This window comes from Bacillus sp. NP157 (assembly GCA_018889975.1).
Taxonomy (GTDB): domain Bacteria; phylum Pseudomonadota; class Gammaproteobacteria; order Xanthomonadales; family Rhodanobacteraceae; genus Luteibacter.
In genome coordinates, this window is record CP076546.1 from 1,507,258 (window position 1) to 1,532,958 (window position 25,701).

13 protein-coding genes are annotated in these 25,701 nt (G+C 67.8%); 12 read left to right on the forward strand and 1 reads right to left on the reverse strand.

Features of this window, described 5'->3' with window-relative positions; all coding sequences use genetic code 11:
* Positions 1–51 precede the first annotated feature (51 nt).
* Genes KPL74_06760 through KPL74_06810 form a run of 11 tightly spaced genes read left to right on the forward strand, consistent with a single transcriptional unit; the run spans position 52 to position 23,498 of the window.
* Positions 52–6,852, forward strand: a complete 6,801-nt coding sequence (locus KPL74_06760; GenBank protein ID QWT21701.1) for an amino acid adenylation domain-containing protein — start codon at positions 52–54, stop codon at positions 6,850–6,852.
* Complete coding sequence (locus KPL74_06765; protein QWT21702.1) at positions 6,849–13,226, forward strand: amino acid adenylation domain-containing protein; 6,378 nt, start codon at positions 6,849–6,851, stop codon at positions 13,224–13,226. Before KPL74_06760 ends, KPL74_06765 begins: the two co-directional genes overlap by 4 nt.
* Positions 13,227–13,255: 29 nt before the next feature.
* Positions 13,256–14,386, forward strand: a complete 1,131-nt coding sequence (locus KPL74_06770; protein ID QWT21703.1) for a glycosyltransferase family 2 protein — start codon at positions 13,256–13,258, stop codon at positions 14,384–14,386.
* A gap of 5 nt (positions 14,387–14,391) precedes the next feature.
* Positions 14,392–15,489 carry a polysaccharide deacetylase family protein gene (locus KPL74_06775; GenBank protein QWT21704.1) on the forward strand — a complete coding sequence of 366 codons (1,098 nt, stop codon included), beginning with the start codon at positions 14,392–14,394 and terminating at the stop codon, positions 15,487–15,489.
* Entirely contained in the window at positions 15,477–16,736 is a 1,260-nt protein-coding gene (locus tag KPL74_06780; GenBank protein QWT21705.1) for an O-antigen ligase family protein, read from the forward strand. Before KPL74_06775 ends, KPL74_06780 begins: the two co-directional genes overlap by 13 nt.
* Entirely contained in the window at positions 16,733–18,088 is a 1,356-nt protein-coding gene (locus KPL74_06785) for a hypothetical protein (GenBank protein QWT21706.1), read from the forward strand. Before KPL74_06780 ends, KPL74_06785 begins: the two co-directional genes overlap by 4 nt.
* A complete protein-coding gene (locus tag KPL74_06790) occupies positions 18,085–19,203 on the forward strand; it encodes a glycosyltransferase (protein ID QWT21707.1) in 1,119 nt (372 codons plus the stop codon). Before KPL74_06785 ends, KPL74_06790 begins: the two co-directional genes overlap by 4 nt.
* Positions 19,200–20,372, forward strand: coding sequence for a glycosyltransferase family 4 protein (locus KPL74_06795; protein ID QWT21708.1), 1,173 nt, complete (start codon positions 19,200–19,202; stop codon positions 20,370–20,372). The genes KPL74_06790 and KPL74_06795 overlap by 4 nt, the downstream gene beginning before the upstream one ends.
* Positions 20,369–21,007 (forward strand): polysaccharide deacetylase family protein, encoded by a 639-nt coding sequence (locus KPL74_06800; GenBank protein ID QWT21709.1) that lies wholly within the window; start codon positions 20,369–20,371, stop codon positions 21,005–21,007. Before KPL74_06795 ends, KPL74_06800 begins: the two co-directional genes overlap by 4 nt.
* Positions 21,004–22,239: a glycosyltransferase gene (locus KPL74_06805; protein ID QWT21710.1), complete on the forward strand. Its 1,236-nt coding sequence runs from the start codon at positions 21,004–21,006 to the stop codon at positions 22,237–22,239. Before KPL74_06800 ends, KPL74_06805 begins: the two co-directional genes overlap by 4 nt.
* The gene (locus tag KPL74_06810) at positions 22,236–23,498 is read left to right on the forward strand and encodes a hypothetical protein (protein QWT21711.1); all 1,263 of its coding nucleotides are present in this window, start codon (positions 22,236–22,238) and stop codon (positions 23,496–23,498) included. The genes KPL74_06805 and KPL74_06810 overlap by 4 nt, the downstream gene beginning before the upstream one ends.
* Here the strand turns inward: KPL74_06810 and KPL74_06815 are convergent.
* Positions 23,390–24,271: a hypothetical protein gene (locus KPL74_06815; protein ID QWT21712.1), complete on the reverse strand. Its 882-nt coding sequence runs from the start codon at positions 24,269–24,271 to the stop codon at positions 23,390–23,392. The genes KPL74_06810 and KPL74_06815 overlap by 109 nt on opposite strands.
* Before the next feature lie 405 nt (positions 24,272–24,676).
* Between KPL74_06815 and KPL74_06820 the strand changes: the two genes are divergently transcribed.
* Positions 24,677–25,597 (forward strand): hypothetical protein, encoded by a 921-nt coding sequence (locus KPL74_06820; GenBank protein ID QWT21713.1) that lies wholly within the window; start codon positions 24,677–24,679, stop codon positions 25,595–25,597.
* The last annotated feature ends 104 nt before the right edge of the window (positions 25,598–25,701 follow it).

A 25,701-nucleotide genomic window follows, 5' to 3' on the forward strand; every position in this document is an offset into this window, starting at 1 on the left:
CCATTCGGCCTATGCCTTCGCGTCGCTCCATCAGCAGCGCGGGGCACGGCCATGAATGATGCGTTTCTCCCAGTCGACTCGTTCGATGCCACGGTGCACGGCCGCTTCGCGCGGGTCGCTGCCGAAGTTCCCGAACGGCTGGCCGTCGCCTCGGACGATCTTTCCCTGACCTATGCCGAACTGGATGCACGCAGCGATGCGGTGGCCCAGGGGTTGCGCGCTGCCGGCGTCGAACCGGGGGCGTATGTCGCGTTGTTGATGGAGCGTTCGGCGCTGGCGATCGTTGCGGTGTTCGGGGTGCTCAAGGCTGGGGCGGCCTATTTGCCGATCGATGGGAGCTGGCCTGCGGATCGCGTGGCGTTTGCGTTGCGGGATGCGGATGTGGCGGCGGTGATTGCGGATGAGCCTTCTTCGGTGGTTGGGGATGATGCGCCGGTTTTTGGGATGTCGGAGTTTGAGGCGTTGGGTGGGTGGGGTCGCGCGCAGGCGCGCTCCTACAACAGCGTGGGTGGGGATGAGCTGGCTTATGCGATGTATACGTCGGGGTCGACGGGTACGCCGAAGGGCGTGGAGATCCGGCATAAGTCGATCCTTCGCCTTGTCCTCAAATCCAGCTACATCGATTTCGATGCGCCGAAGATCCTGCATGCGGCGCCGCTGGGGTTCGATGCGTCCACCCTGGAGATCTTCGGGCCACTGCTGAATGGCGGTACCTGCGTGGTTTACCAGCAGCGCGTGCCCACCGGTTGCGGTATCCGCCGCACGTTGGAGGCGCACGGTGCCGAGGTAGCGTGGCTCACGGCGGCGCTGTTCAACGCCATCGTCGACGACGATGCCAGCAACCTCGCGGGCCTGCGCTGCATCCTCACCGGTGGCGAGGCCCTGTCGGTACCGCACGTGCGCAAGGCACTGGCGGCCTTGCCGGCCACCACGCTGATGAACGGCTACGGGCCGACCGAGTGCACCACGTTCACCACCACCTATCGCATCCCGCACGAGCTGGCGGACGACGCCGGCGCGATTCCCATTGGCATGCCCATCGGCGAGACCTCGCTGCATGTGTGGGACGAGAACCGCCAGCCGGTAGTCGATGGCGAGATCGGTGAGCTGTATATCGGTGGCACGGGCGTGGCGCGGGGGTATCTGAATCGGCCGGAGCTTACGGCGGAGCGCTTCGTGGCTTCCGAGCATGGGACGCTGTATCGCACGGGTGACCTGGTGCGGTTCCTGCCGGATGGAAATCTTGCCTTTATCGGGCGGGCCGATGGGCAGGTGAAGATTCGTGGGTATCGGATCGAGACGGGTGAGGTGGAGTTTGCGTTGCGGGCGCTGGCCGGGATTGCGGCGGCTGCGGTGATTGCCCGGGAGGATCAGCCGGGTGATAAGCGGTTGGTGGCTTATTACGTGGTGGGGGATCGCGCGGACGGTCGCACGGACGGTCGCGCGCAGGCGCGCTCCTACAGGGATGCGTTGTTGGCCTCGTTGCCGGAATACATGGTGCCTACCGCCTGGGTGCGGATGGAGGCACTGCCGATCAATGCCAATGGCAAGCTGGATCGCAAGGCGCTGCCGGCCCCGGACCGTGCACGGCCGGAACTGGCCGCGCCCTTCGTCGCCGCGCGCGGTAACGTCGAGCTTGTCCTTTGCACCGTCTTCGCGGAAACCCTCGGCGTGGAACGCGTCGGCCGCGAAGACAACTTCTTCGACCTCGGCGGTAACTCGCTGCTGGCCACGCGCGCCATGGCGCGCATCCATGCCGAGCTCTCCGCCACCCCTACCCTCGTCGGCTTTTTCGCGGAGCCGACCCCGGCCGCGGTCGCGGCCACGATCGAAGGGCGCGCCACCCGCCAGGCGTTGGCAGGGCGGCTGGCGAGTGGCGCGCAGGCAGCGGGCGAGCCGGTGGCGATCATCGCCATGGCCGGCCGCTTCCCCGGTGCCCCGGACGTGGAAACCTTCTGGGACAACCTGTGCGAAGGCCGCGAGTCCATTCGCTTCTTCGCCCCAGAGGAACTCGATCCCGCCGTGCCGGCCTCCGACCGCGACGACCCGGGCTATGTGTTCGCCCGCGGCATCGTCGACAACGTCGGCGATTTCGATGCGCCATTCTTCGGCATGTCGCCGCGCGAAGCCGAGCTGACCGACCCGCAGCAGCGGCTGTTCATGGAGCTTTGCTGGGAGTGCATGGAGCGCGCCGGTTACGTGCCCGACGGCCAGGACACGCCGGTGGGGGTGTTCGGCGGCATGCACAACGCCACCTATTACCAGAAGCACATCAGCGGCCGCCCCGATCTCATCGAGAAGCTCGGCGCCTTCCAGGTGATGCTCGGTAACGAGAAGGATTACGTCGCCACCCGCGTGGCGCACAAGCTCAACCTCACCGGCCCGGCGATCAGCGTCAACACCGCCTGCTCGACCTCACTGGTGGCCATCGCCCAAGCGTTCGACGCGCTACGCGCGGGCCGCTGCAACATGGCCCTGGCCGGCGGCGCGTCCATCGCCTGCCCGCCGAACAGTGGCTACATCGCCCAGGAAGGCTCGATGCTCTCGCCGGACGGCCACACCCGCACGTTCGACGTGAACGCGCAGGGCACGGTGTTCAGCGATGGCGCGGCCGTTGTGCTGCTCAAGCGCCTTTCCGACGCGCTGCGCGACGGCGATCCCATCTACGCGACGATCCGCGGCGCGGCGATCAACAACGATGGCGGCGTCAAGGCGAGCTTCACCGCGCCGAACGCCGCCGGCCAGGCCGCGGTGATCACCATGGCGCTGGACAACGCGGGCGTCGAAGCCCGCGACATCTCCTACGTCGAAGCGCATGGCACGGCCACGCCGCTGGGCGATCCGATCGAAATCGAGGGTCTCACCCAGGCGTTTCGCCAGACCACGGCCGATAGCGGCTTCTGTGCGATCGGTTCGCTGAAGAGCAATGTCGGCCACCTGGTGATGGCGGCCGGCGCGGCCGGCGTGATCAAGACCGCACTGGCGATGACCGAGCGCCGCCTGCCGCCGTCGCTGCACTTCACCGCACCGAACCCGCGGTTGAACCTCGATGCCTCGCCGTTCGTCGTCAACGATACGCTCCGGCCCTGGCAGAGCGCCGGCCCGCTGCTTGCCGGCGTCAGTTCGTTCGGCGTGGGTGGCACCAATGCCCACGTCATCCTCGAGGAAGCCCCGTCACGCACGCCGTCGGATGCCGCCACGGGCGCCCAGCTGCTCACGCTGTCCGCACGCACGCCGGCCGCCCTCGCCGCCGCGGCCGCACGCCTGGCCGACCACCTGGCGATGCATCCGGACGGCAACCTGGCCGATACCGCGTTCACCCTCGCACGCGGCCGCAAGGCCTTCGGCCAGCGCACGCATGTCGTGGCCGCGTCCGCCGCCGACGCCGAGGAGCGCCTGCGCGACATCGCCGCCGCCGCGATCTGCCACACCAGCAGCAATCCGGCACCGGGTGTCGTCTTCCTGTTCCCGGGCCAGGGCTCGCAGTACGCCGGCATGGGCCGTGAGCTGCATGCCACCGAACCGGTGTTCCGCACGGCGATCGACGAGGTCGCCAACGCGCTGCGCGACGAACTCGGCTTCGACCTGCGTGAGCGGATGTTCGATGACGATGCCGAGGCGCTGAAGGCCACCGAGCTCACCCAGCCGGCCACCTTCGCCATCGAATACGCCCTCGCCCGCCTGTGGATGAGCCTGGGCGTGCAGCCGGTGGCGATGATCGGGCACAGCGTCGGCGAATTCACCGCCGCCGTGCTGGCCGGGGTGATGCCGCTGGCCGATGCCGCCCGCCTGGTCGCACGCCGTGGCCGCCTCATGCAGGCGCTGCCTTCGGGTGCCATGCTTTCCGTTCGCCTGGGGGCCGCCGAACTGCGGGCGCGACTCCCGGGTGCTTTGTCTCTCGCCGCCGAGAACGCACCGAACGCCTCGGTCGCCTCCGGTACCCACGAAGAAATCGAGGCCTTCCGCCTGGCCCTCGACGCCGACGGCGTCGCCTGCCGCCTGCTGCATACCTCGCACGCCTTCCACTCGGCGATGATGGATCCGGTGCTGGAGGCGTTCCGCGCCGAAGTCGCCGGCATCGCGTTGCAGGCACCGACGCTGCCGATCGTTTCCACCGCCACCGGGTTGCCGCTTACCGACGGTGAAGCTACCTCGGCGGAGTACTGGACCCACCACCTGCGCCACACCGTGCGCTTCTCGCCGGCCCTGCTGCATACGCTCGAAGAATCGACCCTCGCCTTCGTCGAAGTCGGCCCGCGCGGCAGCCTGACCCAGCTTGGCCGCCAGCATGCACAGGCGCGCGGCCGGACGTTCATTGCCAGCCTGGGTGACAACGCTGGTGAAGAACGCGCGGCGCTGTTGAACGCCGCAGGTGCCCTGTGGGCGGCTGGCGTGGCAGTCGAGGTGGATGCGTTCGACCACCGCGAGCAGCGCCGCCGGGTGCGCCTGCCGACGTATCCGTTCGAGCGGAAGCGGCATTGGGTCGAGGCGCGGGTGGCGGCTTCGGTGACTTCCATTGCTGCGGCGTTGCCGTTGGTGGGGGCCGTGTCGCAGCCGATGCCGGTGTCGCAGGTTGCCGCCGATGGCATCGGCGGATCGCGCGCGGGGCGCGCTCCTACAGGGGAGCCCACCGTATCTGAAACCCTTTCTCTTTTGCCTCAGTCCGTGGAGCAGCCCATGCCCCTGTCCAACCGCCCGCAGCGTCTCGTGACCGAACTCGTCGCCCTGTTCGAGGATGTATCGGGCACCGAACTGGAAAACATCGACCCCGGCGCGAACTTCGTGGAACTGGGCCTGGATTCGCTGTCGCTGACGCAGGTTGCCTTGCAACTGCAGAAGACCTACGCACTGAAGATCACCTTCCGCGAACTGATGGATGGCTGCTCTTCGTTCGAGCGCCTCGCGGCGCATATCGATCGTCTCCTGCCGGCGGATACCGCGCCGGCAGCACCCGTGGCCGCGCCGGTCCCAACCGCGCCGGCCATGGCGGCAGTACCGGTCGCAACTAGCGTGGCCGGTGGTGGCTTGATCCAGGACGTGATCGCGCAGCAGATGCAGATCATGCGGGACCAGCTGGCGTTGCTGTCGGGTGCTGCCGCACCGGCAGCGATCCCCTCCCCAGTGATGGCGGCCGATGCCGTGGCCTTGGCCGACGCCAACGCCAACACCCCGTCACCCGCCCCCGCTTTTGTAGGAGCGCGCCCCGCGCGCGATCCGGCGCCCCAGGCGGCGGCCGCCACACCGTCTCCCGCCCAATCCGCCCAATCCCCCGCCGCCAACGACGCCGAAGAAGCCGCCCTCGCCCACACCACCTACGACGTCAAGAAAGCCTTCGGCGCCATCGCCCGCATCCACAGCGGCGGCACCGACCTCAGTGCCCGCCAGCGCGCACGCCTGGACGCTTTCATGCGCCGCTACATCGAGCGCACGAAAGCCTCCAAGGCCTACACCACCGAACATCGCGGCCACCTCGCCGACCCGCGCGTGGTCAACGGCTTCCGCCCGCTGCTGAAGGAAATCATCTACCAGATCGTGGTCGAGCGCTCGAAGGGCGCGAAGGTCTGGGACCTGGACGGCAACGAGTACGTCGACGCCCTCAACGGCTTCGGCATGAACCTGTTCGGCTGGCAGCCCGACTTCGTGCTCGACGCCGTACGCGCGCAGCTCGACGCCGGCTACGAAATCGGCCCGCAGCATCCGCTGGCCGGCACCGTGGCGAAGCAGGTCTGCGAGCTCACCGGCTTCGACCGCGCCGCCCTGTGCAACACCGGCTCCGAAGCCGTGATGGGCTGCGTCCGCGTCGCCCGCACCGTCACCGGCCGCGACACTCTGGTGATCTTCACCGGCTCCTACCACGGCATCTTCGACGAAGTGATCGTGCGCGGCACGAAGAAGCTGAAGTCAGTTCCCGCGGCGCCAGGAATCCTGCGCAACACCTCCGAACACGTGCTGGTGCTCGACTACGGCACACCCGAATCGCTGCAGATCATCCGCGAGCGTGCCCATGAGATCGCCGCGGTGCTGGTCGAGCCCGTGCAGAGCCGCCGTCCGGACTTCCAGCCGGTGGAGTTCCTGCAGGAGCTGCGTGCGATCACCGAAGAAGCCGGCTCCCTGCTGATCTTCGACGAAGTGGTCACCGGTTTCCGCTCGCATCCGCGCGGCGCGCAGCACGTTCTGGGCATCGATGCGGACATGGCCTCGTATGGCAAGGTCGTCGGCGGAGGCTTCCCGATCGGCGTCATCGCCGGCAAGCGTCGCTTCATGGACGCGCTGGACGGCGGCGACTGGCGCTTCGGGGATGCCTCCGTGCCGACGGTCGGCGTCACCTATTTCGCCGGCACCTTCGTCCGCCACCCCCTGGCCCTGGCCGCCGCACACGCGGTGCTCACCCACCTGGCCGAGCATGGCGAAGGCCTGCAGGCAGCGCTCAACGCGCGGGTCACCGCGATGGCCCAGGAGATGAACGACTTCTGCGCGAGCGTCGGCGCGCCGCTGAAGATCGTCCACTTCGCCTCGGTGTGGAAAACCACCTTCACCGAAGACCATCCGCTGCAGGAGCTGGTGTTCGCGATGATGCGCAGCCGCGGCATCCACATCCTCGACAACTTCCCCTGCTTCTTCACCACCGCGCACCGCGAGGAAGATTTCGCCGCCATCGTCGGTGCGTTCCGCGAATCGATCCTTGAAATGCAAGAAGCGGAATTCCTGCCGCGCTACCGCGAAGCACCCGCCTTCGACGCCAGCCACCCGCCGATCCCCGGTGCGCGGCTGGGCAAGGACCCCGACGGCCAGCCCGCGTGGTTCGTTCCCAACCCGGATGCGCCGGGCAAGTACCTGAGGGTTACCGCATGACGCCCAACGAGCTGACTGCCGCCAGGGCGGTCGACTATGACCCGTTCGCCGGTGCGCCTGTCTCGCACCTCGTGCCGACGACGGAGCCACAACGCGAGGTCTGGCTGGCATCCCGGCTGGAGCCGGAAGCCTCGCTGGCGTACAACGAAGCGATTGCGGTCAACCTGAAAGGCTTGCTCGACGTCCCGGCCCTGGAAGAGGCCCTGCAGGCCATCGTGGATCGCCACGAGGCCCTGCGCTCCACCTTCAGCGGCGACGGCGAAAGCCTGTTCGTCGCCGAGCGCGTCGCCCTGTCGGTCGGCTTCCACGACCTGGGCCTGCTGGCGCCGTTCGAAAGCGATGCGCGACTGATGGCTGCGTATTCGCGCATCGTCACCACGCCGTTCGATCTCGAACACGGCCCGCTCCTGCGGGCGGAGCTGTTCCGCCTCGCGCCGGACCGGCACATCCTGACCATCGCCGCGCACCACATCGTGTGCGACGGCTGGTCCTTCGGCGTGATCGTGCGCGATCTCGCCGCGCTTTACGCGCAACGCACCAGCCAGGGCCCCGGCCCGGCCGACGCGGGCGCGTTTTCGAACTTCGCGTTGGCCGAGGCCGCGCACGCTGGTTCGGGAGCGGCACGGGAAGACGAACAGTATTGGCTCGCCCGCTTTGCCGGCACGGCGCCCGCACTGGACCTCCCCACCGACCGCTCGCGTCCGCGCCGCCGTACGTTCACCTCACGGCGCGAAGACCGCACCCTGGACGCTACCGACGTCGCGACCATCCGCCGGCTCGGCGCCTCCAACGGCGCCAGCCTCTACGCCACCCTGCTGGCCGGCTTCGCCATCCTGCTGCGGCGCATCGCCGGCCAGGACGACGTGGTGATCGGCATCCCCACCGCCGGGCAAGCCGCCGAAGGCCTCGGTACGCTGGTCGGCCACTGCGTGAACGTGCTGCCGTTGCGTGCCCGGATCGAAGACGGCGCCGGCTTTGCCAGCGTGCTCGGCACCGTGCGCAACGACCTGCTCGATGCCTTCGAGCACCAGCGCTACACCCTCGGTAGCCTGCTGCCGAAGCTATCGATGGCCCGCGATCCCTCGCGCCTGCCGCTGGTCAGCGTGTTGTTCAACCTCGATGCGGTGCTCGACGAAAGCACCGTCGCCTTCCCGGGCCTGCGCTTCTCCGTCGAAGCCATCCCGCGCGAATACGAGAACTTCGAGCTGTTCATCAACGCGGTGCAGGTCGACGGCGCCCTGCGCCTGGAATGCCAGTACAACGCCGACCTGTTCGAAGGCGCGACGATCCAGGGCTGGCTGGATGCCTATGCCACCCTGCTGCGCGAAGCCGCGCTCGCGCCGACCGAACCGGTCGTCGCCCTGCCGGTGGTGTCCGATGCGGTGTACCGCGAACTGGCCGCGCTGCAGCCGGCGCCGACCCCATTCCCGGAGCTACGCCTCGCACACGAATACTTCGAACAGCAGGTCGACCGTGCACCCGAGCGTGCCGCTGCACGCCACGCCGATCGCTCGCTGACCTACGCCGCGCTGGAATCGCGCGCCAACCGCATCGCCAACAGCCTGCGCGATCGCGGCATTGGCCACGGGGTGCTCGTCGGCATCTCGCTGGCCCGTGGCCTGGACATGGTGGCGGCCGTGCTCGGCGTCCTGAAATCGGGTGCCGGCTATGTCCCGCTCGATCCCGCCTTCCCCGCCGACCGCCTCGCCTTCATGGCGGAAGACGCCGCGCTTGCGGCGTTGGTCGTCGATGACGCCAGCCCGCTGACCTTCGCCTTCGATCCGAGTCGCGTGCTCGCGCTGAACAGCGATGAAGTGGTGCATGCCTCGGTCGATCGCCCCGAGCGCAACCGCAAGGCCGCGACGCCGGATTCCGTGGCGTATGTCATCTTCACCTCAGGCTCCACCGGCCGGCCGAAGGGCGTGCGCGTGCCGCACCGCGCCGCCGGCAACTTCCTGACCAGCATGCAGCGCGTGCCTGGCATCGCGCCGGACGACCGGCTCGTCGCCGTCACCACGCTGTCGTTCGACATCGCCTTCATGGAGCTGATGCTGCCGCTGACCAGCGGCGCCGAGATCGTGGTGGCCGGCCGTGACGACGTCCGCGACGGTGCACAGCTGCGTCGCCTGATCGAAGAATGCGACGCGACGATGATGCAGGCCACGCCTGCCGGCTGGCGCCTGCTGGTCGATGCCGGCTGGCATGGCCGCCCGGCCTTCCGCGCGGTGTCCGGTGGCGAGCCGCTGCCGGTCGACCTCGCCGAAGCCCTGCTTGAACGTTGCGGCGAAGTCTGGAACGGTTACGGCCCGACCGAAACGACCGTGTACTCGACTTACTGGCGGGTCTCCGATCCACGCGAAGGCATCTACATCGGCCGGCCGATCGCCAACACCACGGTGCACATCCTCGACGAACAGGGTAACCACTGCCCACTCGGCGTTCCCGGTGAAATCCACATCGGCGGCGCCGGCGTGACGCTCGGCTACCTCGACCGTCCCGAGCTCACCGCCGAACGCTTCCTGCCCGATCCGTGGTCCGAATCGCTCGACTCGCGCATGTACAAGACCGGCGACCGCGGCCGCTGGCTCGCCAACGGCATGCTCGAACACCTCGGCCGACTGGATTTCCAGGTCAAGGTGCGCGGCTACCGGATCGAGCCGGGCGAGATCGAATGCGTGCTGGCCGACGTGCCCGAAGTGACCCGGGCCGTGGTGATCGCGCGCGAGGATCGTCCCGGCGATGTGCGCCTGGTCGCCTACGTGGTCGCGCGCGACGGCGCCGACCTCGACGAAGACAGCCTGCGTGGCCGCCTGCGCGCGCGCCTGCCCGATTACATGGTTCCGCAGCACATCATGCTGCTGGACGCGATCCCGCTGCTGCCCAACGGCAAGATCGACCGCAAGGCGCTGCCGGCGCCGATGGCGCACTCGATGGCCGAGTCCGGCGAGCGCATCGCTCCGCGCAACGACGACGAGCGTCGCGTCGCCGCCGCCATGCAAGCCGTGCTCTGCCTGCCCGACCTCGACGTGCGCGATGACTTCTTCGCGCTCGGCGGCCACTCCCTGCTGGCCGCGCAACTCACCGCACGCCTGAACCGCGAGTTCGACGTCATGCTGTCGTTCCGCACCCTGTTCGATGCCCCGACGATCGAACAGCTGGCCGCGGCGATCGGTTCGCACGTCGCCAGCGGCAGCACGCCCGCGGCCGAACCGATCAGCCATCGCGCCGAACAGGACCATGCACCGCTGTCGCTGATGCAGCGGCGCCTGTGGGCGCTGGAGAAGATGCATCCGGGTCGGGTGACCTACAACGCACCCTCAGCGCACCGCCTGCGCGGGCGGATGGACGAAGCCGCGTTCGAACAGGCCTTCCAGGCGCTGATCCAACGCCAGCCGAGCATGCGCACGGCGATCCGCGACATGGGCCACGACGTGATGCAGGTCGTCGACGCCCAGCTGCACTATCCGCTGTTCCCCGCCGAAGACCTCAGCCACCTCGCCCCGGCCGAACGCGACGAGCAGCTGATGGCACGCTTGCGCGAGCTGACCGACACTCCGTTCAACCTGGGCAGCGCCCCGCTGTTCAGTGCACGCGTATTCAAGCTCGCCGACGACGAACACGCGATGTTCTTCATGCCGCACCACATCATCTGGGACGGCTGGTCGTTCGACATCTTCTACAACGAGCTTTCGGCCCTCTACCGAGCCTTCGCCGCTGGCCTGCCCTCGCCGCTCGCGCCTTTGACGGTGACTTACGGTGACTACGCCGAGTGGCATGCGCACTGGCTCGAGTCGCCCGCCTTCCAGACCCAGCTATCGTTCTGGCGCGAACGCCTTGCCCAGGTCGGCGACGTGCGCGCACTGCCCACCGATTACCCGCGGCGCCCCGGCATGTCCGGGTTGGGTCGGACCGAGTGGATCCACGTCTCGCGCGAACAGACCGACGCGATGCACGAGGTCGCCCGCCAGGCCGACGCCACGCTCAACATGACCCTGCTCGCGTTGTACTACGCGATGCTGTCCAGCTCGGCCGGCCAGCGCGACCTGGTGGTCGGCACGCCCGTGCGTGCCCGCAACCAGACCGAAGTCGAATCGGTCATGGGTTACTTCAACAACCTGCTGCCGCTGCACGTGCATGTCGACCCGGGCCTGTCGTTCCTGGAGTTCGTCCGCCACGTAAAGCGCACCGCGATCGATGCCTTCGGCTGCCCGGACGTGCCGCTGGAATACCTGCAGCGCGAGCTGAAGGTCGGCCATGGCGCGGGCGCCACGCTCTACCAGGCCCTGTTCTCGTTCCAGGACGCCCGCCAGCGCGCGGTCGACTGGGGCGGCCTGGACCACGAGCAGATCCTGCTGTTCCAGAGCGGCGCGACCGAAGACCTGGGCATGTGGTTCCTCGAAGGCCACAAGGGCATGGTCGGCGGCGTGACCTACAACGCCGACCTGCTGCAGGCCGGCACGGCGCGGCTGATGCGCGAACGCTACCTCGACATGATGCAGCTGGTGGCGACCAACCCGTCGGTATCGGTCGGCCAGCTGACCGCGGCCAGCGCGCTCGAGCGCGAACGCATCCGCGGCTGGAACGTCGGCTGCGGCGGCGCGGCGCTCCCGGCCGACCTGTTCGCCATGGTCGACGCACAGGCCCGGCTGACCCCGGAAACCACGGCGATCCACCACGGCGTGCGCCGGATCAGCTACGCCCGCCTGGTCGGCCACGCCGTACGCATGGCCTCGCTGTTACGCGACCGTGGCGCGGTGAACGGCTCGGTCGTCGGCCTCTGCATCGAACCCGGCTTCGACCGCATCGCCGGCCTGCTCGCGATCAGCCTGGCCGGCGGCACCGCGTTGCTGCTCGACCGAGCGGATCCGTCGGCGCGGCTGCGCGACATCGTCACCGACGGCCGGATGACCGTGCTGATCGGCGATGCCGCGCTCGAAGCCTCGCTGGACTGGCCGCGCGCCTGCGCCTTGTGGCTCGACGCCGACCACACCGAGATCGAAGGCACCATCGGCGACGCGTCGACCTTCGACAACCGCGCCTGCGCCGACTCACCCGCCATCGCCTTCCATGCACCCGGTGCGGATGGTCGTGCGCACGGTGCCTCGCTCTCGCACGCCGCGGTCGCCGGCATGGTTCGTGGCCTTGCAGACGCGTTGCTCATCGACGCCGGCCAGTGCATCGGCGGCGATGCCCTGCCGGCCGATCCGATGTCGGTGATCGAACCCTTGCTTGCCCTGTCCTGCGGCGCGACGTGGTCCCTGCAGGAGCCCGCCGCCCTCGCCCGCGGCGAACTCGGCGACCTGGACTGCTTCATCGCCACGCCGGAAACCTGGAACACCCTGTTCGCCCAGGGCTGGGATGGCGACGGCCAGCTGCGCGCCGGCATGCTCGGCGGCACGCCCACCCAGGAAACGGCCACGCGGATCGCCGATGCGACCGCTGGCCTGTGGACCCTGTTCGGTGACGCGCTGTCCGCGCCCGCGGCAACCTGCGGCCGGGTCGAACGCGCCGCCGATGCGCTGCACGAAGGCCGCCCGATCGGCAGCAACGATGTGTGGATCCTCGACGGCGACGGCGAGCCCTGCCCGATCGGTGCCACCGGCGAGATCGCCATGGCCGGACTGTCGCTGTCGCTGCCGTTCGGCACGCGGGCCAGCGCCAACCGCCAGCCCGGCGACGACCGCCTGGTCCGCACCGGTTACCGCGGCCGCTGGCTGGCCGACGGCCAGGTCCAGGCCCTCGACCGTGCCGACCGGCGCATCCGCCGGCATGGGCTGGACGTGGAGCCGGCGGCGATCGAAGCCGTGCTGCTCACCCAGACCGGCATCGTCCGCGCCCTCGCCGTGCCACGCACCAATGGCCTGGGCGAACAGCGCATCGATGCCTACGCACTAACCGCACCCGGCTTCCAGTCCGACGTGGAAAGCCTGCGCGCGGCGCTCGCGGCACAGCTGCCGGCATGGTCGATGCCATCGAACCTGATGTTGCTCGATGCGATGCCGCTGCTGGCCACTGGTGAACCCGATATCGATGCCCTGCCCTTGCCGGGTGAAGGGGCCGATGCGCACGTCGCCGAAGGCCACGGCACCGAGCCGTCCACCGAAAGCGAGCGGCTGCTGGCCAGCGTGTGGCACGAACTGCTCGGCCTGGCACGCGTACGCACCAGCGACAACTTCTTCGACGTGGGCGGCCATTCGCTGCTCGCCGTGGACATGGCGCAGCGCGTGCAGAAGCTGACCGGCGTGCAGATGAACCTGCTCGACATCGCCAACGGCACGCTGGGCACGCTCGCCGCCGACCTGGCGGTGGCAAGGCCCGCGTCGCCACCACCGGAGAAACGTGGGTTGTTCGGCCGCTTGTTCGGTCGCGCCTGAGCCACGACGTCGAAAGGGGGGGAGACGTCATGACACACATCGCATGGTTTGCCTGCTGGGGATCGGCCCTGCTGCTGGTCCACATGTTCGCCGGCTATCCCGCACTGATGTGGCTGGGGGCGCGCATGCGCCCGCGGCCCGTGCAGCGCAAGGCGTGGCTGCCCACCGTGAGCATCGTGGTCGCGGTGCACGACGGCGAGCGTTACGTGCGCGCGAAGCTGGCCAACCTGCAGGGGCTGGATTACCCGCCCGAGCTGATCGACATCGTGCTCGCCTGCGATGGCTGCCACGACCACAGCGTGTCGATCGCCCGTCGTTGCAACGATGCGCGGGTGACCGTGCTCGACTTCCCCAACCGGCGCGGCAAGGCCGCCTGCCTCAACGACGCCGTCGCGCTGACCCGCGGCGAAGTGCTGCTGATGACGGACATCCGCCAGCGCCTGTCGCCCAGCGCACTGAAGGAGCTGGTCGCCAACCTCGCCGATCCGGAGGTGGGTGCGGTCGGTGGCGAGCTGCACATGGAAAACGTCCGCACGGGCTTCGCCCAGGGCGTGGACTTCTACTGGCGCTACGAAAAGATGATCCGCCATGCGGAGAGTGAAACCGGCTCGACGGTGGGCGTCAGTGGCGCGCTCTATGCGATGCGCCGGTCGCTGTTCCAGCCGCTGCCCGCGGGCACCGTGCTGGACGACGTGCTGGTGCCGATGCGCGTCGCGGCGCAGGGCAAGCGCGTGGTGTTCGAACCGCGCGCCATGGCCTGGGACCAGCCGTCGCAGGAGCCGGAGGCCGAACGCCGGCGCAAGATCCGCACCCTGGCCGGCAACTTCCAGCTGATCCAGCTGGCGCCGTGGCTGTTGTTGCCCACGCGCAATCCGCTCTGGTTCCGCTTCGTCAGCCACAAGATGCTGCGGCTGCTCGCACCGTGGCTGATCGTCGCGCTGACCCTCAGCACCGGCTTCCTGTTCAATCGCCACCCGCTGTATGCGCTGGCCTTCTGCGGACTGGGCGCCGGCGCCCTGCTGGTCGGCCTCGCCCGCCTGCGCCCGCGACTGGGCCGCTGGTTGCCGGCGCGCATCGCCGTCGCCTTCTTCTACCTCAACCTTTTCGCGGCACAGGCACTGCTTGCCTTCGCCCGTAATCGCAGGCTGCACCTATGGTGATCGATATGAACCAACGTGGCGCCCCAGGCATTCGTGGCCGGCTCGGCGAGCTGTGCTATTCCAGCGGCCTGCTGCATTCCCTGCAGCGGGTGCGGGCGTGGTGGCAGCGCGACCTGCGCATCCTCGCCTACCACCGCGTGATGCCGTTGCCGGACCCGGATACCTACGAGTTCGACATGGAGCTGATCAGCACGCCGCCGGACGAGTTCCGCGACCAGATGCGCAGGCTGAAGCGCTACTTCCGGCCGATGCGGCTGACCGACGTGGTCGCTGCGCTCGACGCCGGCGAAGCCCTGCCGCCCGACACGGTGGCGGTGACCTTCGACGACGGCTACGACGACAACTATCGGATCGCCGCGCCGATCCTCGACGAGGTCGGCGTGCCGGCCACGTTCTTCGTCTCCACCGGGCATATCGACAGCGGCCGGCCGTATTCCTACGACTGGCTGGTGCACATGATCCTGGTGACGCGTGCGCCGCGGTTGCTCTTGCCCGAACTGGGCATCGACATCGCGCTGCCCGCCGAACGCGCCCTGCGCCGGCGCATCGCGGGCAACGTGCTGCTGCGCATGAAGTGGCTGGACGCCCACGGCCAGAGCGCGATGACCGAGCGCCTGGAAGTGGAATGGAACATGCCGTCCGCCGGCGCCCGCCCGATCGACTGCCGCCCGATGACCTGGGACCAGGCCCGCGAGATGGAATCGGCGGGCATGGAGTTCGGCTCGCATGGCGTGCACCACCGGATGCTCGCCCGCCTTCCACTCGCCGACATGGAAGCGGAGATCCTCGAGTCCAAGCGCACGCTCGACCGTGAGCTGCGCAATCCGGCACTGCTGATGTCCTACCCGGTCGGCGGCGACCGCGCCTACAACGAGGCGGTGATCGCCGCGACGCGCAACGCCGGCTTCCAGCTTGCCTGCAGCTACGTGTGCGGGACCAATCCCGAGCCCTCGGTCAACCGTTATTCGCTGTACCGGCTGCCGGTGGAAGCGAACATGGGCCCGGGCTGGTTCGCCGCCATGCTGGCCCTGCCACGCCTGATGAGCTACCCCACCGCGGCCCACGAAGCACAGGGACCGCAGGAGCAGGCATGTTCCCCCTGATCCTCCTGTACGTCGTCCTCACGATCATCCGGCCGCAGGATTACATCCCCGGCCTGGATACCGTGCCGATCCTCCCGGCCGTGCTCGGCCTCGCCTTCCTGGCCTGGCTGCCGTCGCGGGAGAAAACCTTCGCCGCGCCGCAGTTCGTGATCCTGCCGGCCTTCCTTGCCGTGCTGATGGTCTCGCAGGTGGCCAACGGCTGGACCGGCGGCGCCCTCGACGAACTGGCCCACTTCGGCCCGGTGGTGATCGCCTTCTTCATCCTCGGCGCCGCCTGCACCACCCAGCGGCGCGTGCGCGTGGCCATGGCGGTGATGGTGGCCTGTGCCGTCGTGCTGGCCCTGCACGGCGTCGAGCAGGCCAAGACCGGCATGGGCTGGACCGGCATCCCGATCGGCGAAGGCAACCGCATCCAGTACGTGGGCATCTTCAACGATCCCAACGACCTTGGCCTGCTGTTCGCCGCCACCCTGCCGATGGCGATGTTCCTCGGCCGCCGCGGCGCCCCGGGACGCTGGCTGTGGCTCAGCGGCGCCCTGCTGCTGGTCTACGGCACCTACCTGACCAACTCGCGCGGCGCCATGCTGGCGGTGCTGGTCGTAGCCGGCTGCTACATCTGGTACCGCAAGGGCATCGCCGTGGCCGGCGTGCTCGGCGTGATCGGCCTGGCCGCCATGAAGCTGCTTTCTTCGCGCATGGACGAGCTGGACGCCGGCGAGGAGTCGGCCGCCGGCCGTGTCGACGCCTGGTACGCGGGCCTGGAAATGTTCCGCGACAGCCCGCTGTTTGGCGTGGGCCCGGGCAATTTCACCGAGTACAACGAGCTCACCGCGCATAACTCGTTCGTCCTGGTGCTGGCCGAGACCGGCTTCGCGGGCTTCGTCCTCTGGCTCGCCTTTGTAGGCTATGGCTTCTGGATGATGTTGACGATCGTCCGGCATCCGCATACTGCCGACAACGATACGGGGCGCGAGGCGGAATGGGCGATGGAACGGCAACTGGCCCTGACCCTGCTGCTTTCGCTCTGTGGCCTGTTCGCCGCGGCGTTTTTCCTCAGCCGCAGCTACATGGTGGTGCTGTACCTGATCGCCGCCATGGTCGCCGGCCACTACGTCGGCGCCAAACAGCGCTGGCCCGAACTGCGCGCCTTCCACCTGTCCACGGATGGCTGGCGTTGGGTACCGGCGGCGTTCTGCAGCGTCGCCGGCCTGTTCGTGCTGGTTGCCGTCCTGCTGCGCACCCAATGAGCCTCTACGCGCCCCTGCTGCGCAACGTGCTTTGGCCGGCCTACGAAGGTGGGCTGCGCCGGCGCGACACCCCACGTTACCTGCGTGAGTACGCACGCACGCAGTGGCTGTCCGCCGACGAGATCGCCCAGCTCCAGTTCAAGCGCGTCAAGCGCCTGCTCGACTGGTGCCAGCGGGAAGTGCCGTTCTACCGCGACCGCTGGGCGGCGATGGGCCTGTCACCGGCCGATATCCGCGAGCCGTCCGACATCGCCCTGCTGCCCCTGCTGACCAAGGCCGACATCCGCCAGCACGCCGAGGCGCTGAAGGCGACGTCGCTGAAAGACAGCCTGGCCTACAAGGCGACCGGCGGTTCGACGGGTGAACCGCTGCGCTTCGGTTACACCCGGGAAAGCAACGATCGCCGTGTGGCGGTGATGTGGCGCGGCTACGGCTGGGCCGGCTCGCGCATGGGCCGGCGGACGCTGTTCCTGTGGGGCGGTGCCGTGGGCGAGCCGACCGCGGCGCATCGGTTCAAGGATCGCGTCTACAACGCGGTGTTCGCGCGCAAGCTGCTCAACAGCTTCGCGATGACCGAAGGCAACCTGGCTTCCTACGCCGATGCGATCGACCGCTACCGCCCGGAAGTGATCGTCGCCTACGTTGGCCCGCTGGTTCGCCTCGCCCAGTACCTGCTGGCCGAGGGCCGTCGCGTGGCTCGCCCCGTATCGATCATCGGCGCCGCCGAAGCCCTGCATCCGTTCCAGCGCGAACTGATCGAGAAGGCCTTCGGCGCGCCGGCCTTCAACACGTATGGATGCCGCGAGTTCATGCTGATCGCGTCCGAATGCGAACACCGCGACGGCCTGCACGTGAACGCCGACCACCTGCTGGTCGAGACGCTCGGCGTCGATGGCCAGCCGACCCACAAGGGCAGCGGCGAAGTGGCCATCACCGACCTGTCCAACCGCGGCATGCCGTTCATCCGTTACGTCAACGGCGACATGGCCACGCACGGCCACGGCCGCTGCGCCTGTGGCCGCGGCCTGCCGCTGCTGGCCAGCGTCGACGGCCGCAAGCTCGACGCGATCCGCACGCCGGCCGGCCACGTGCTGCCCGGCGAGTTCTTCCCGCACATGCTGAAGGACGTGCCCGGGCTGGCTCGCTTCCAGCTCGTGCAGAAAGAACTGGACCGGCTCGACCTGTCGATCGTCCGCGGCGAAGGCTTCGACGACGCGTCGCTTGCCTACATCCAGCGCGAAGTTTCCAAGGTACTCGGCGACAGTGCACGACTGCACTGCCACTTCGTCGACGACATCCCCCTCACCCGGAGCGGCAAGCTCCGCGTCACCGTCTCGGAGCTGTCGTCGTGAACATCACCCATGTGGTCGAAAACCTGAATCGCGGCGGCCTGGAGCGGATGGTCATCGACCTGGTGACCCAGCAGTTCCGCGAAGGTCACAAGGTGCAGGTGGTCTGCCTGTTCGAGCGCGGCGCCATGGCGACCGAGCTCGAGATCAAGGGCATCCCTGTGCGCGCCTGCGAGAAGCGCACCGGCTTCGACCTGCGTGCGATCGGTCGCGCACGTGGGTACATCGCCGGACATCGCACCGAGGTGCTGCATACGCATAACGCGGTGGCGCACTACCAGGCCGTGCTCGCCACGGCGGGGCTGGGCATCCGCCAGGTGGTCAACACCCGCCACGGCATGGGCGCCACGCGCAAGCCAGGTCGCCGCGAGTGGCTGTTCCGCCGCTCGATGGCGGCGACCGATACCGTGGTCGCCGTGTGCGAAGCGGCCCGGCGCGACGCGGTGGATCGCGGCATGTTCCAGGCGCGCAAGTGCTGCGTGGTGCCCAACGGGATCCATCTGGACGGCTTCGACGTCGCGTCCGACACCATGCATGAGCGGCTCGCGCGGATCATCAACGTGCCCCCGCGCACGCGGATCATCGGCACCGTGGGCCGGCTCAACTGGGCGAAGGACCAGGCCAGCCTGATCCGCGCGTTCCGTGCGGTACGCCACCACCGGCGCGACACCGTGCTCGTGCTGATCGGCGACGGCGAGTTGCGCGAGACCCTGCGTGCGTGTGCCTTCGACGAAGGCATCGCCGGCTGCGTGCACTTCCTCGGCGATCGCAGTGACGTGCGCGAGCTCCTGCAGGGGCTCGACCTGTTCGTGCTGTCGTCGGTCACCGAAGGCTATTCGATGGCGCTGCTCGAAGCCTGCGCGACCGGCCTGCCGATCGTCGCCACCGACGTCGGCGGCAATGCCGAGATCGTGCGCGACCAGGCCACCGGCCGTCTGGTGCCCGCCTGCGACGCGCCGGCGCTGGCCGATGCGATGCTCGAGATGTTGCACGCCTCGCAGCAGGCCTCGGCCTTCGGTCGCGCCGCGCGCAGCTGGGTCGAACAGCACGGCTCGCTGCAGGCCATGGCCGCGCGTTATACGCGGCTGTATTTCGGGCACATGGACGCGCCGGCATGAAGATCCTGGTGCTCACCAACCTGTTTCCCACGCCGTGGGATCCGCGCCGTGGGGCGTTCAATCGCCAGCAGTTCCAGCGGCTGGGCGAGCGCCACGACGTGGACGTGCTCACCGCCGTGGATTTCCGCGAGCGGATGGCCGGGGCGAAGGGCCAGGTGCATGTGCCGAACGTCAAACGCGACCACTTCACCTTTTACCATCCGCCGGGTATCGGCCGCTTCCTCAATGCCTTGTGCTACGTCGCCTGCGTGATGTGGCAGCGCGGCCGCGAACTGCGCCGCGCCAATTACGACGTGGTGCTCGGCAGCTGGGCGTTTCCGGATGGCGTGGCCGCGGCGTGGATCGCGCGCCTGCTGGGCGTGCCGTACGCAGTGAAGGTGCACGGCAGCGACCTCAACGTGCAGGCGAACGCGCGGCTGCGGCGGATGCAGATCCGCCACTCGCTGCGCGGTGCGGGTGCGGTGCTGGCGGTGAGCAAGGCGCTGGCACAGAAAGCCATCGACATTGGCGCACGCCCGGATGCCGTCGAGACGGTCTACAACGGCGTCGACGGTAAGCTGTTCCGCCGTGGCAACCGTGCGGCCGCCCGCGAACGGCTGGGCCTGCCGCTCGACGTGCCGCTGGTGCTGTACGTCGGCAACCTGAAGGTGAGCAAGGGCTGCATGGACCTGATCGACGCCTTCCCGTCACTGGCGAAGCAGCGTCGCGATGCGCGGCTGTACTTCGTCGGCGATGGCCCGGACTTCACGACCCTGGAAGACCGTGCGGCTTCCCTGTGTTGCGCATCGGCCGTGCACTTCGCCGGCCCGGTCGGCCATGCCGCCCTGCCTGACTGGTTCCGCGCCGCCGACCTGCTGTGCCTGCCCAGCCATAACGAAGGCGTGCCGAACGTGGTGCTGGAAGCCATGGCCTGCGGTACGCCCGTGGTCGCGACCTCGGTCGGCGGCATCCCCGAAGTGGTGCCCACCTTCGCCGGGATCCTCGTGCCGGCCCACCACCCCGACCTCCTCGCCCGCGCGCTGGCCGACATGCTCGACCGCCACGTCGACGCCGAGGCCATCGCCGCGCATGCCACCAGCTTCCGCTGGGAAGACAACATCGACCGGCTGGAGCGGATGCTCGGCCGGGTTGCCGCCGGAGCCCCGGCCCACGTGAGTGCCAACGCATGATCCGCCGACCGAAGAAGCACGAACTGCTGGGCCTGCTGCCCGAACGCCTGCTGATGACGCGGGCGCGCGACGACCATCGCTGCTATCTCAGCTTCGACGATGGCCCGGAGCCGGGCCATACGCCGAAACTGCTGGACGTGCTCGCCCGGCATGGCGTGAAGGCCAGCTTCTTCCTCGTCGGCGAGAAGATCGAGCAGTACCCGGAGATCGTCCAGCGGATCGTGGCCGAGGGGCACATGATCGGCAACCACTCCTATAGCCACTGGTCGTTCCGCAACATGAACCTGCGCGAGCAGCTGGACGAGGTGTATCGCACCGACGCCCTGCTGCGCCTGTTCGACGATCGCAACCACCACCGGATGCGTCCGCCGCATGGCTACGTGGGTGCGCAGCTGTTGCTGCACTTCGCCCGGCGCAAGCGCAGCTTCGTCTACTGGTCGTACGACAGCATGGATTACCAGGACCAGCCGGTCGAACGGCTGATCGACCGGCTCCGCACCGATCCGCCCGCGGCGGGTGACATCGTGCTGATGCACGACGACAGCGACAAGGCCGCCGAGGCCCTGGACGTGATGCTGCCCGAGTGGCTGGCCGGCGGCATGCGCTTCGACGCCCTGCCGGGGACCCACGCGTGAACATCCTCTACCATCACCGCACTCGCGGCCGGCACGTCGAAGGCGTGCATATCCGTGGGATCGTCAACGCCCTGCGCGCGCTCGGCCACTCGGTCACGGTGATGTCGTTCCCCGGGGCGGATCCCGAGCACGAAGTGCCCGAGGCGACCGGAGCGGCGCCGCGCAAGGGCCGCCTTGCCGGCGTGGTGACCCGCCTTCCCGGCGTGGTCTTCGAACTCTTCGAGATCGCCTATAACCTCGTCACCCAGTTCCGCATGTCGCGGACGCTTCGCGTCGCACCCGACCTGATCTACGAACGCTACTCGCTGTTTCTCTTCGCCACCGTCTGGATGGCCCGCCGTCGCGGCATCCCCATCGTGCTGGAGATCAATGACTCGGCGCTGGTGCAGCGCGTGCGCCCGCTCACGATGAAGGCGCTGGCCCGGCGCGTCGAGGCGTGGTGTTTCCGCCAGGCTACGGGACTCGTCTTCATCTCCACGTATTTTCGCGACCATGCGCGCGAGGCTTACGGCGACATCGCGCCCTCCGTGGTGTCCCCGAATGCGGTCGACGTGGCGAGCTTCGAACCCGGTGACTTTGACCGGGATGCCCTGCGTGCGGCCCGCGGCCTCACCGGACGCACCGTCTGCGGCCACATGGGTGCCTTCGCTCCCTGGCACGGCGTGGACAAGTTCATCGAGTCGGTGGCGACGCGGCTGGACGAGGCCCCGTCGCTGGCCCTGCTCTTCGTGGGCGACGGCCGGATGTTGCCCGCCATCCGCGAGCGGGTCGCCGACCTGGGGCTGGCCGACCGGATCCTCCTGCCCGGCCGCGTGCCGCACACCGAGATCGCCAGCTGGATCGCCTGCATGGATTACGCGGTGTTGCCGGACTCGAACGAATACGGGTCGCCCATGAAACTTTTCGAGCAGATGTGCATGGGGGTCGCCGTGGTCTCGCCGGATTACGCGCCGTGTGCCGAAGTGATCACCGACGGTGTCACCGGCTGGCTGTTCCCCCGTGGCGACGCCGCGGCGTGCGTGCAGCGGGTGCTCGATCTGGCCGATCGCGGTGACGAGTGCCGTCGTATCGGCGCCGCCGCCCGCGAGTACATCGTCCGCGAGCGCCAGTGGCGCAATAACGCGGAAGACCTGCTGACCCTGGTGCCGACGCGCGACGCCGGCCTGGCCACGCCCAGGAACGTTACAGCCGCCGACAAGGCGTCGAAAGCCACGGCCGGAGTTTCCGCATGATCATCCTCGCCGTCTTCCTCGGACTGGTCGTCCTGTTCGCAGCCGCCGTCACGGTGGCCATCCGCGCGCGCAACATGCAGTACTGGCTGTGGGGCTACCTCACCCGACGCAAGGCGCCGAAGGCCGAGGGGACCCGGCATATCGTGTTCTGCTTCGTCGACCATTTCGAACCCAACTGGGGCCGGGTCGACCTGGATCGCCAGCGCCAACGCGTCAACCGCTGGTGCAAGGATTACCGCGAACTGGCCGGTCGCCATCGTGACGCCGACGGTCGCCCGCCCCAGCACAGCTTCTTCTACCCCGAAGAGGAATACGTCGAGGAACACCTGGACAAGCTGGCCAGCCTCTGTGCGGACGGTTACGGCGAGATCGAAATCCACCTGCACCACGACGACGACACCGCCGAAAACTTCACGGCCACCATCGACCGGTTCAACACGCTGTTGCACGAGCGCCACGGGGCCCTCCCGCGCGACCCGGTCACCGGGCAGCTGAAGTTCGCCTTCATCCACGGCAACTGGTGCCTGGCCAACAGCCGGCCGGACGGAAAGTGGTGCGGTATCAACAACGAGCTGGTGCTGCTCCGCGAGCTTGGCTGCTATGCCGACTTCACGCTGCCCTCGGCACCCAGCGATACCCAGACGAGGATGTCCAACGCGATCTACTACGCGGCCGACAACCCCGGTAAGCCGAAGGGCCACGACACCGGCGTGCGCATGCGCGTCGGCGGCAAGCCCAGCGGCGACCTGCTGATCATCCAGGGTGTCCTCGGGCTCAACTGGAAGAAGCGCCGCTTCGGCATCCTCCCCCGCATCGAGAACTCCGATATCCGCCAGGGCTGCCCGCCGACGCGCGACCGCGTGGACCAGTGGGTCGATACCGCCATCCATGTCGAGGGGCGCCCGGAGTGGATCTTCATCAAGATCCACACCCACGGCACCCAGGAACGGGACATGGACACGTTGCTAGGCCAGCCCGTCGATGCGATGCACAGCTATCTCGAGTCGCGCTACAACGATGGCAAGGACTACGCGCTGCACTACGTGACAGCGCGCGAGATGTACAACATCGCCAAGGCCGCCGAAGCCGGGATGACGGGAAACCCGAACCTCTACCGCAATTTCGAGCTCGGCGTACCGCCGGGCGTCCGTCAGGACGGCACGCCAGAGTCCGGAAAGTCCTCCTCGGACTCCAGGAAATCGAACATCACGTTCGCCGGGTCGGACACGCTCAGGATGCCCTCCCGCTCGACGTCGTAGGCCACCTCGAGCGGGAACGTGCAGGAACCGCGGTCACGGAGGATGTCCATCAGGTCCTCGTACGACACGAGCAGTTGCACCATGGGGTCCTGCGTGACGTCGGTGCGCAGCAGGGTCACCTCGCCCGAGAACACGTCACCGACACGCAGGCGGATGCGGTCGCCGGTCACGCACGGCGGGGTCGTCGCCGGGATCGTCACGATCAACTCGGGGCTGATGTCCGTCTGCGAGATCTTCGTCCAGCCCAGGCGCACGCCCGGCGCAGGCATCACGGCAGGCGCATCCTTGATGAGCATATGCACCGTGGTCACAGGCGCACGCCCCTTCGAAGCGCCATCGGCATCCCACACTTCGTAGAAGATCTCCACGCGACCGTTCTCACGAAAGCTTTCGAAGACATCGCGGCCAAAGCGCACCGTCAGCGGCATGTCGCTCACGCCGGGCGACAGCACGCCGATACGAATGGTCTGGCGCATGCCCCGCGGGCGAGCAAGCAGGACGATGTGGTCGTCCTTCGCCTGCCCCTTGTACGCGGGGATGATCCCAACCAGCTCCGCACACGGCATGGCCAGCAGGCTCACCAGCGAAAGGCCATCCTGCTCGATGGCATCCGGGAACACGATCCGCGAGAGATGCTGGCGACGCTTATGGGTGCGCTCGCTCTGCATCACGACGGGGCAGCCACGCTCGTTACGCAGCGGGGACTGGGTCAACATGAGGTACTCGTACGACTGATCGCGATCGGTGACCGACGGTTTCTCTTCTTGCGTCACGACGGCAACTCCTTCTGTGCGTGTTGGTGGTGAGGGCACAGGTTAGGCGTCGAGGAAGCCCTGAAAAATCGGGGAATGCCTCGAATGCGGCGGCATGCCGCCCATAAAGGTTTGTAAGCCCCCACCTCCCGTAAACACCAAAAGCTCTATTTATCATATAGTTGTGGCGTAGCAGGGGCGTTGTCGTGAGCTGCGCAACCTGCATCCGTGGGGCGATCGCCTCCAATGCACCTACCCGAGCGCCCTAGGGCCGCTACGGGGAAATTCCTTCAGAAAAGCCCTACGCTTGTTAGGCGATTGCCTACCCAAGACGGAGTGGATAACCGGCGGTCCGATGGCCAGTTCGCTGATTCTGGGTAGAAGCGCAAATGTTTAGATTTGCTGCTCCTTCAACCGGAGCACGAAATGAACGAAGCAACCTCGAACTCACCCATGTCCAATGCTGACTCGACAGTTGAGCCCGCCCGTCAGGACCAACCGAACGAGCACACGAAGATGCCTCCGCTCTCGGAGATCAAGGTCGTCAAGGGACTGATTCCGATCATCCCAGACGCGTTCTCCGACCTGGTCGTGCCCAACACCCTCATGACTGAGGGACTGCTTGTGCACGCGCCGATCATTACGGATCAGGACGGTCAGAACTACACGGATCCCGGGTTTGATTTCGATCTCTACTACGGAGAGCAGCGGATCCCGAACGGCCACGCCGTTTATAGTGACACCACCCATAAATACGTACCGATCATCATCCCTGCCGAATTCATCGACGGTCTCGATGAAGGAGTCGTCCATTCCATTCGCTACATGGTGTCCGCGCGCCCGTTCGGTGACATGGTGTTCTCAGAAGATGCACATTTCCGGATCGACCGAACGCCCGCCGGCGGGCGGCTGCTGTCTCGCATCATGTTCCCGCAACGCTTTCACGCAGAGGGCGTGTGCCTCGACACCCTGTTTTCGTTGCCGGGTGGCGCACTTGAGGGCGTTATCGCGGACTACCGCGACCTGGATCCCCTGGACATCGTCAGCGTCCGCATGAGGCTCCAGGGCCAGGCGAATGAGATTCCCGTGTGTGAGTTCGCCGCCGGAGAGGATCGCACCCCCATGACGATCCACCTCACCCGTTCGGATTTCGAAAAACTTGGCGAAGATGGTCCGGTAGACATCTACTACCGCGTGCGCGACAAGGCTGGCAACCTTAGTGAGGAGTCGGTTACGGCGACGCTGGAGCAGAGCTTCGTAGACACGATCGATGAACCCGAAATGTCGACCATCACGGTATTTGTTGCTGTCATCATAAGTGGCGACTGCGCCAACGTGGTTTTGTAATCTGCAAGTATCCGAAGCACTTCAAACGATCGAAGTGACTGAGACGTGCTGGTCTCCTGAAGTCAATTGATGATCGCCCGTGGTCGACGCGATCATCAATTGAC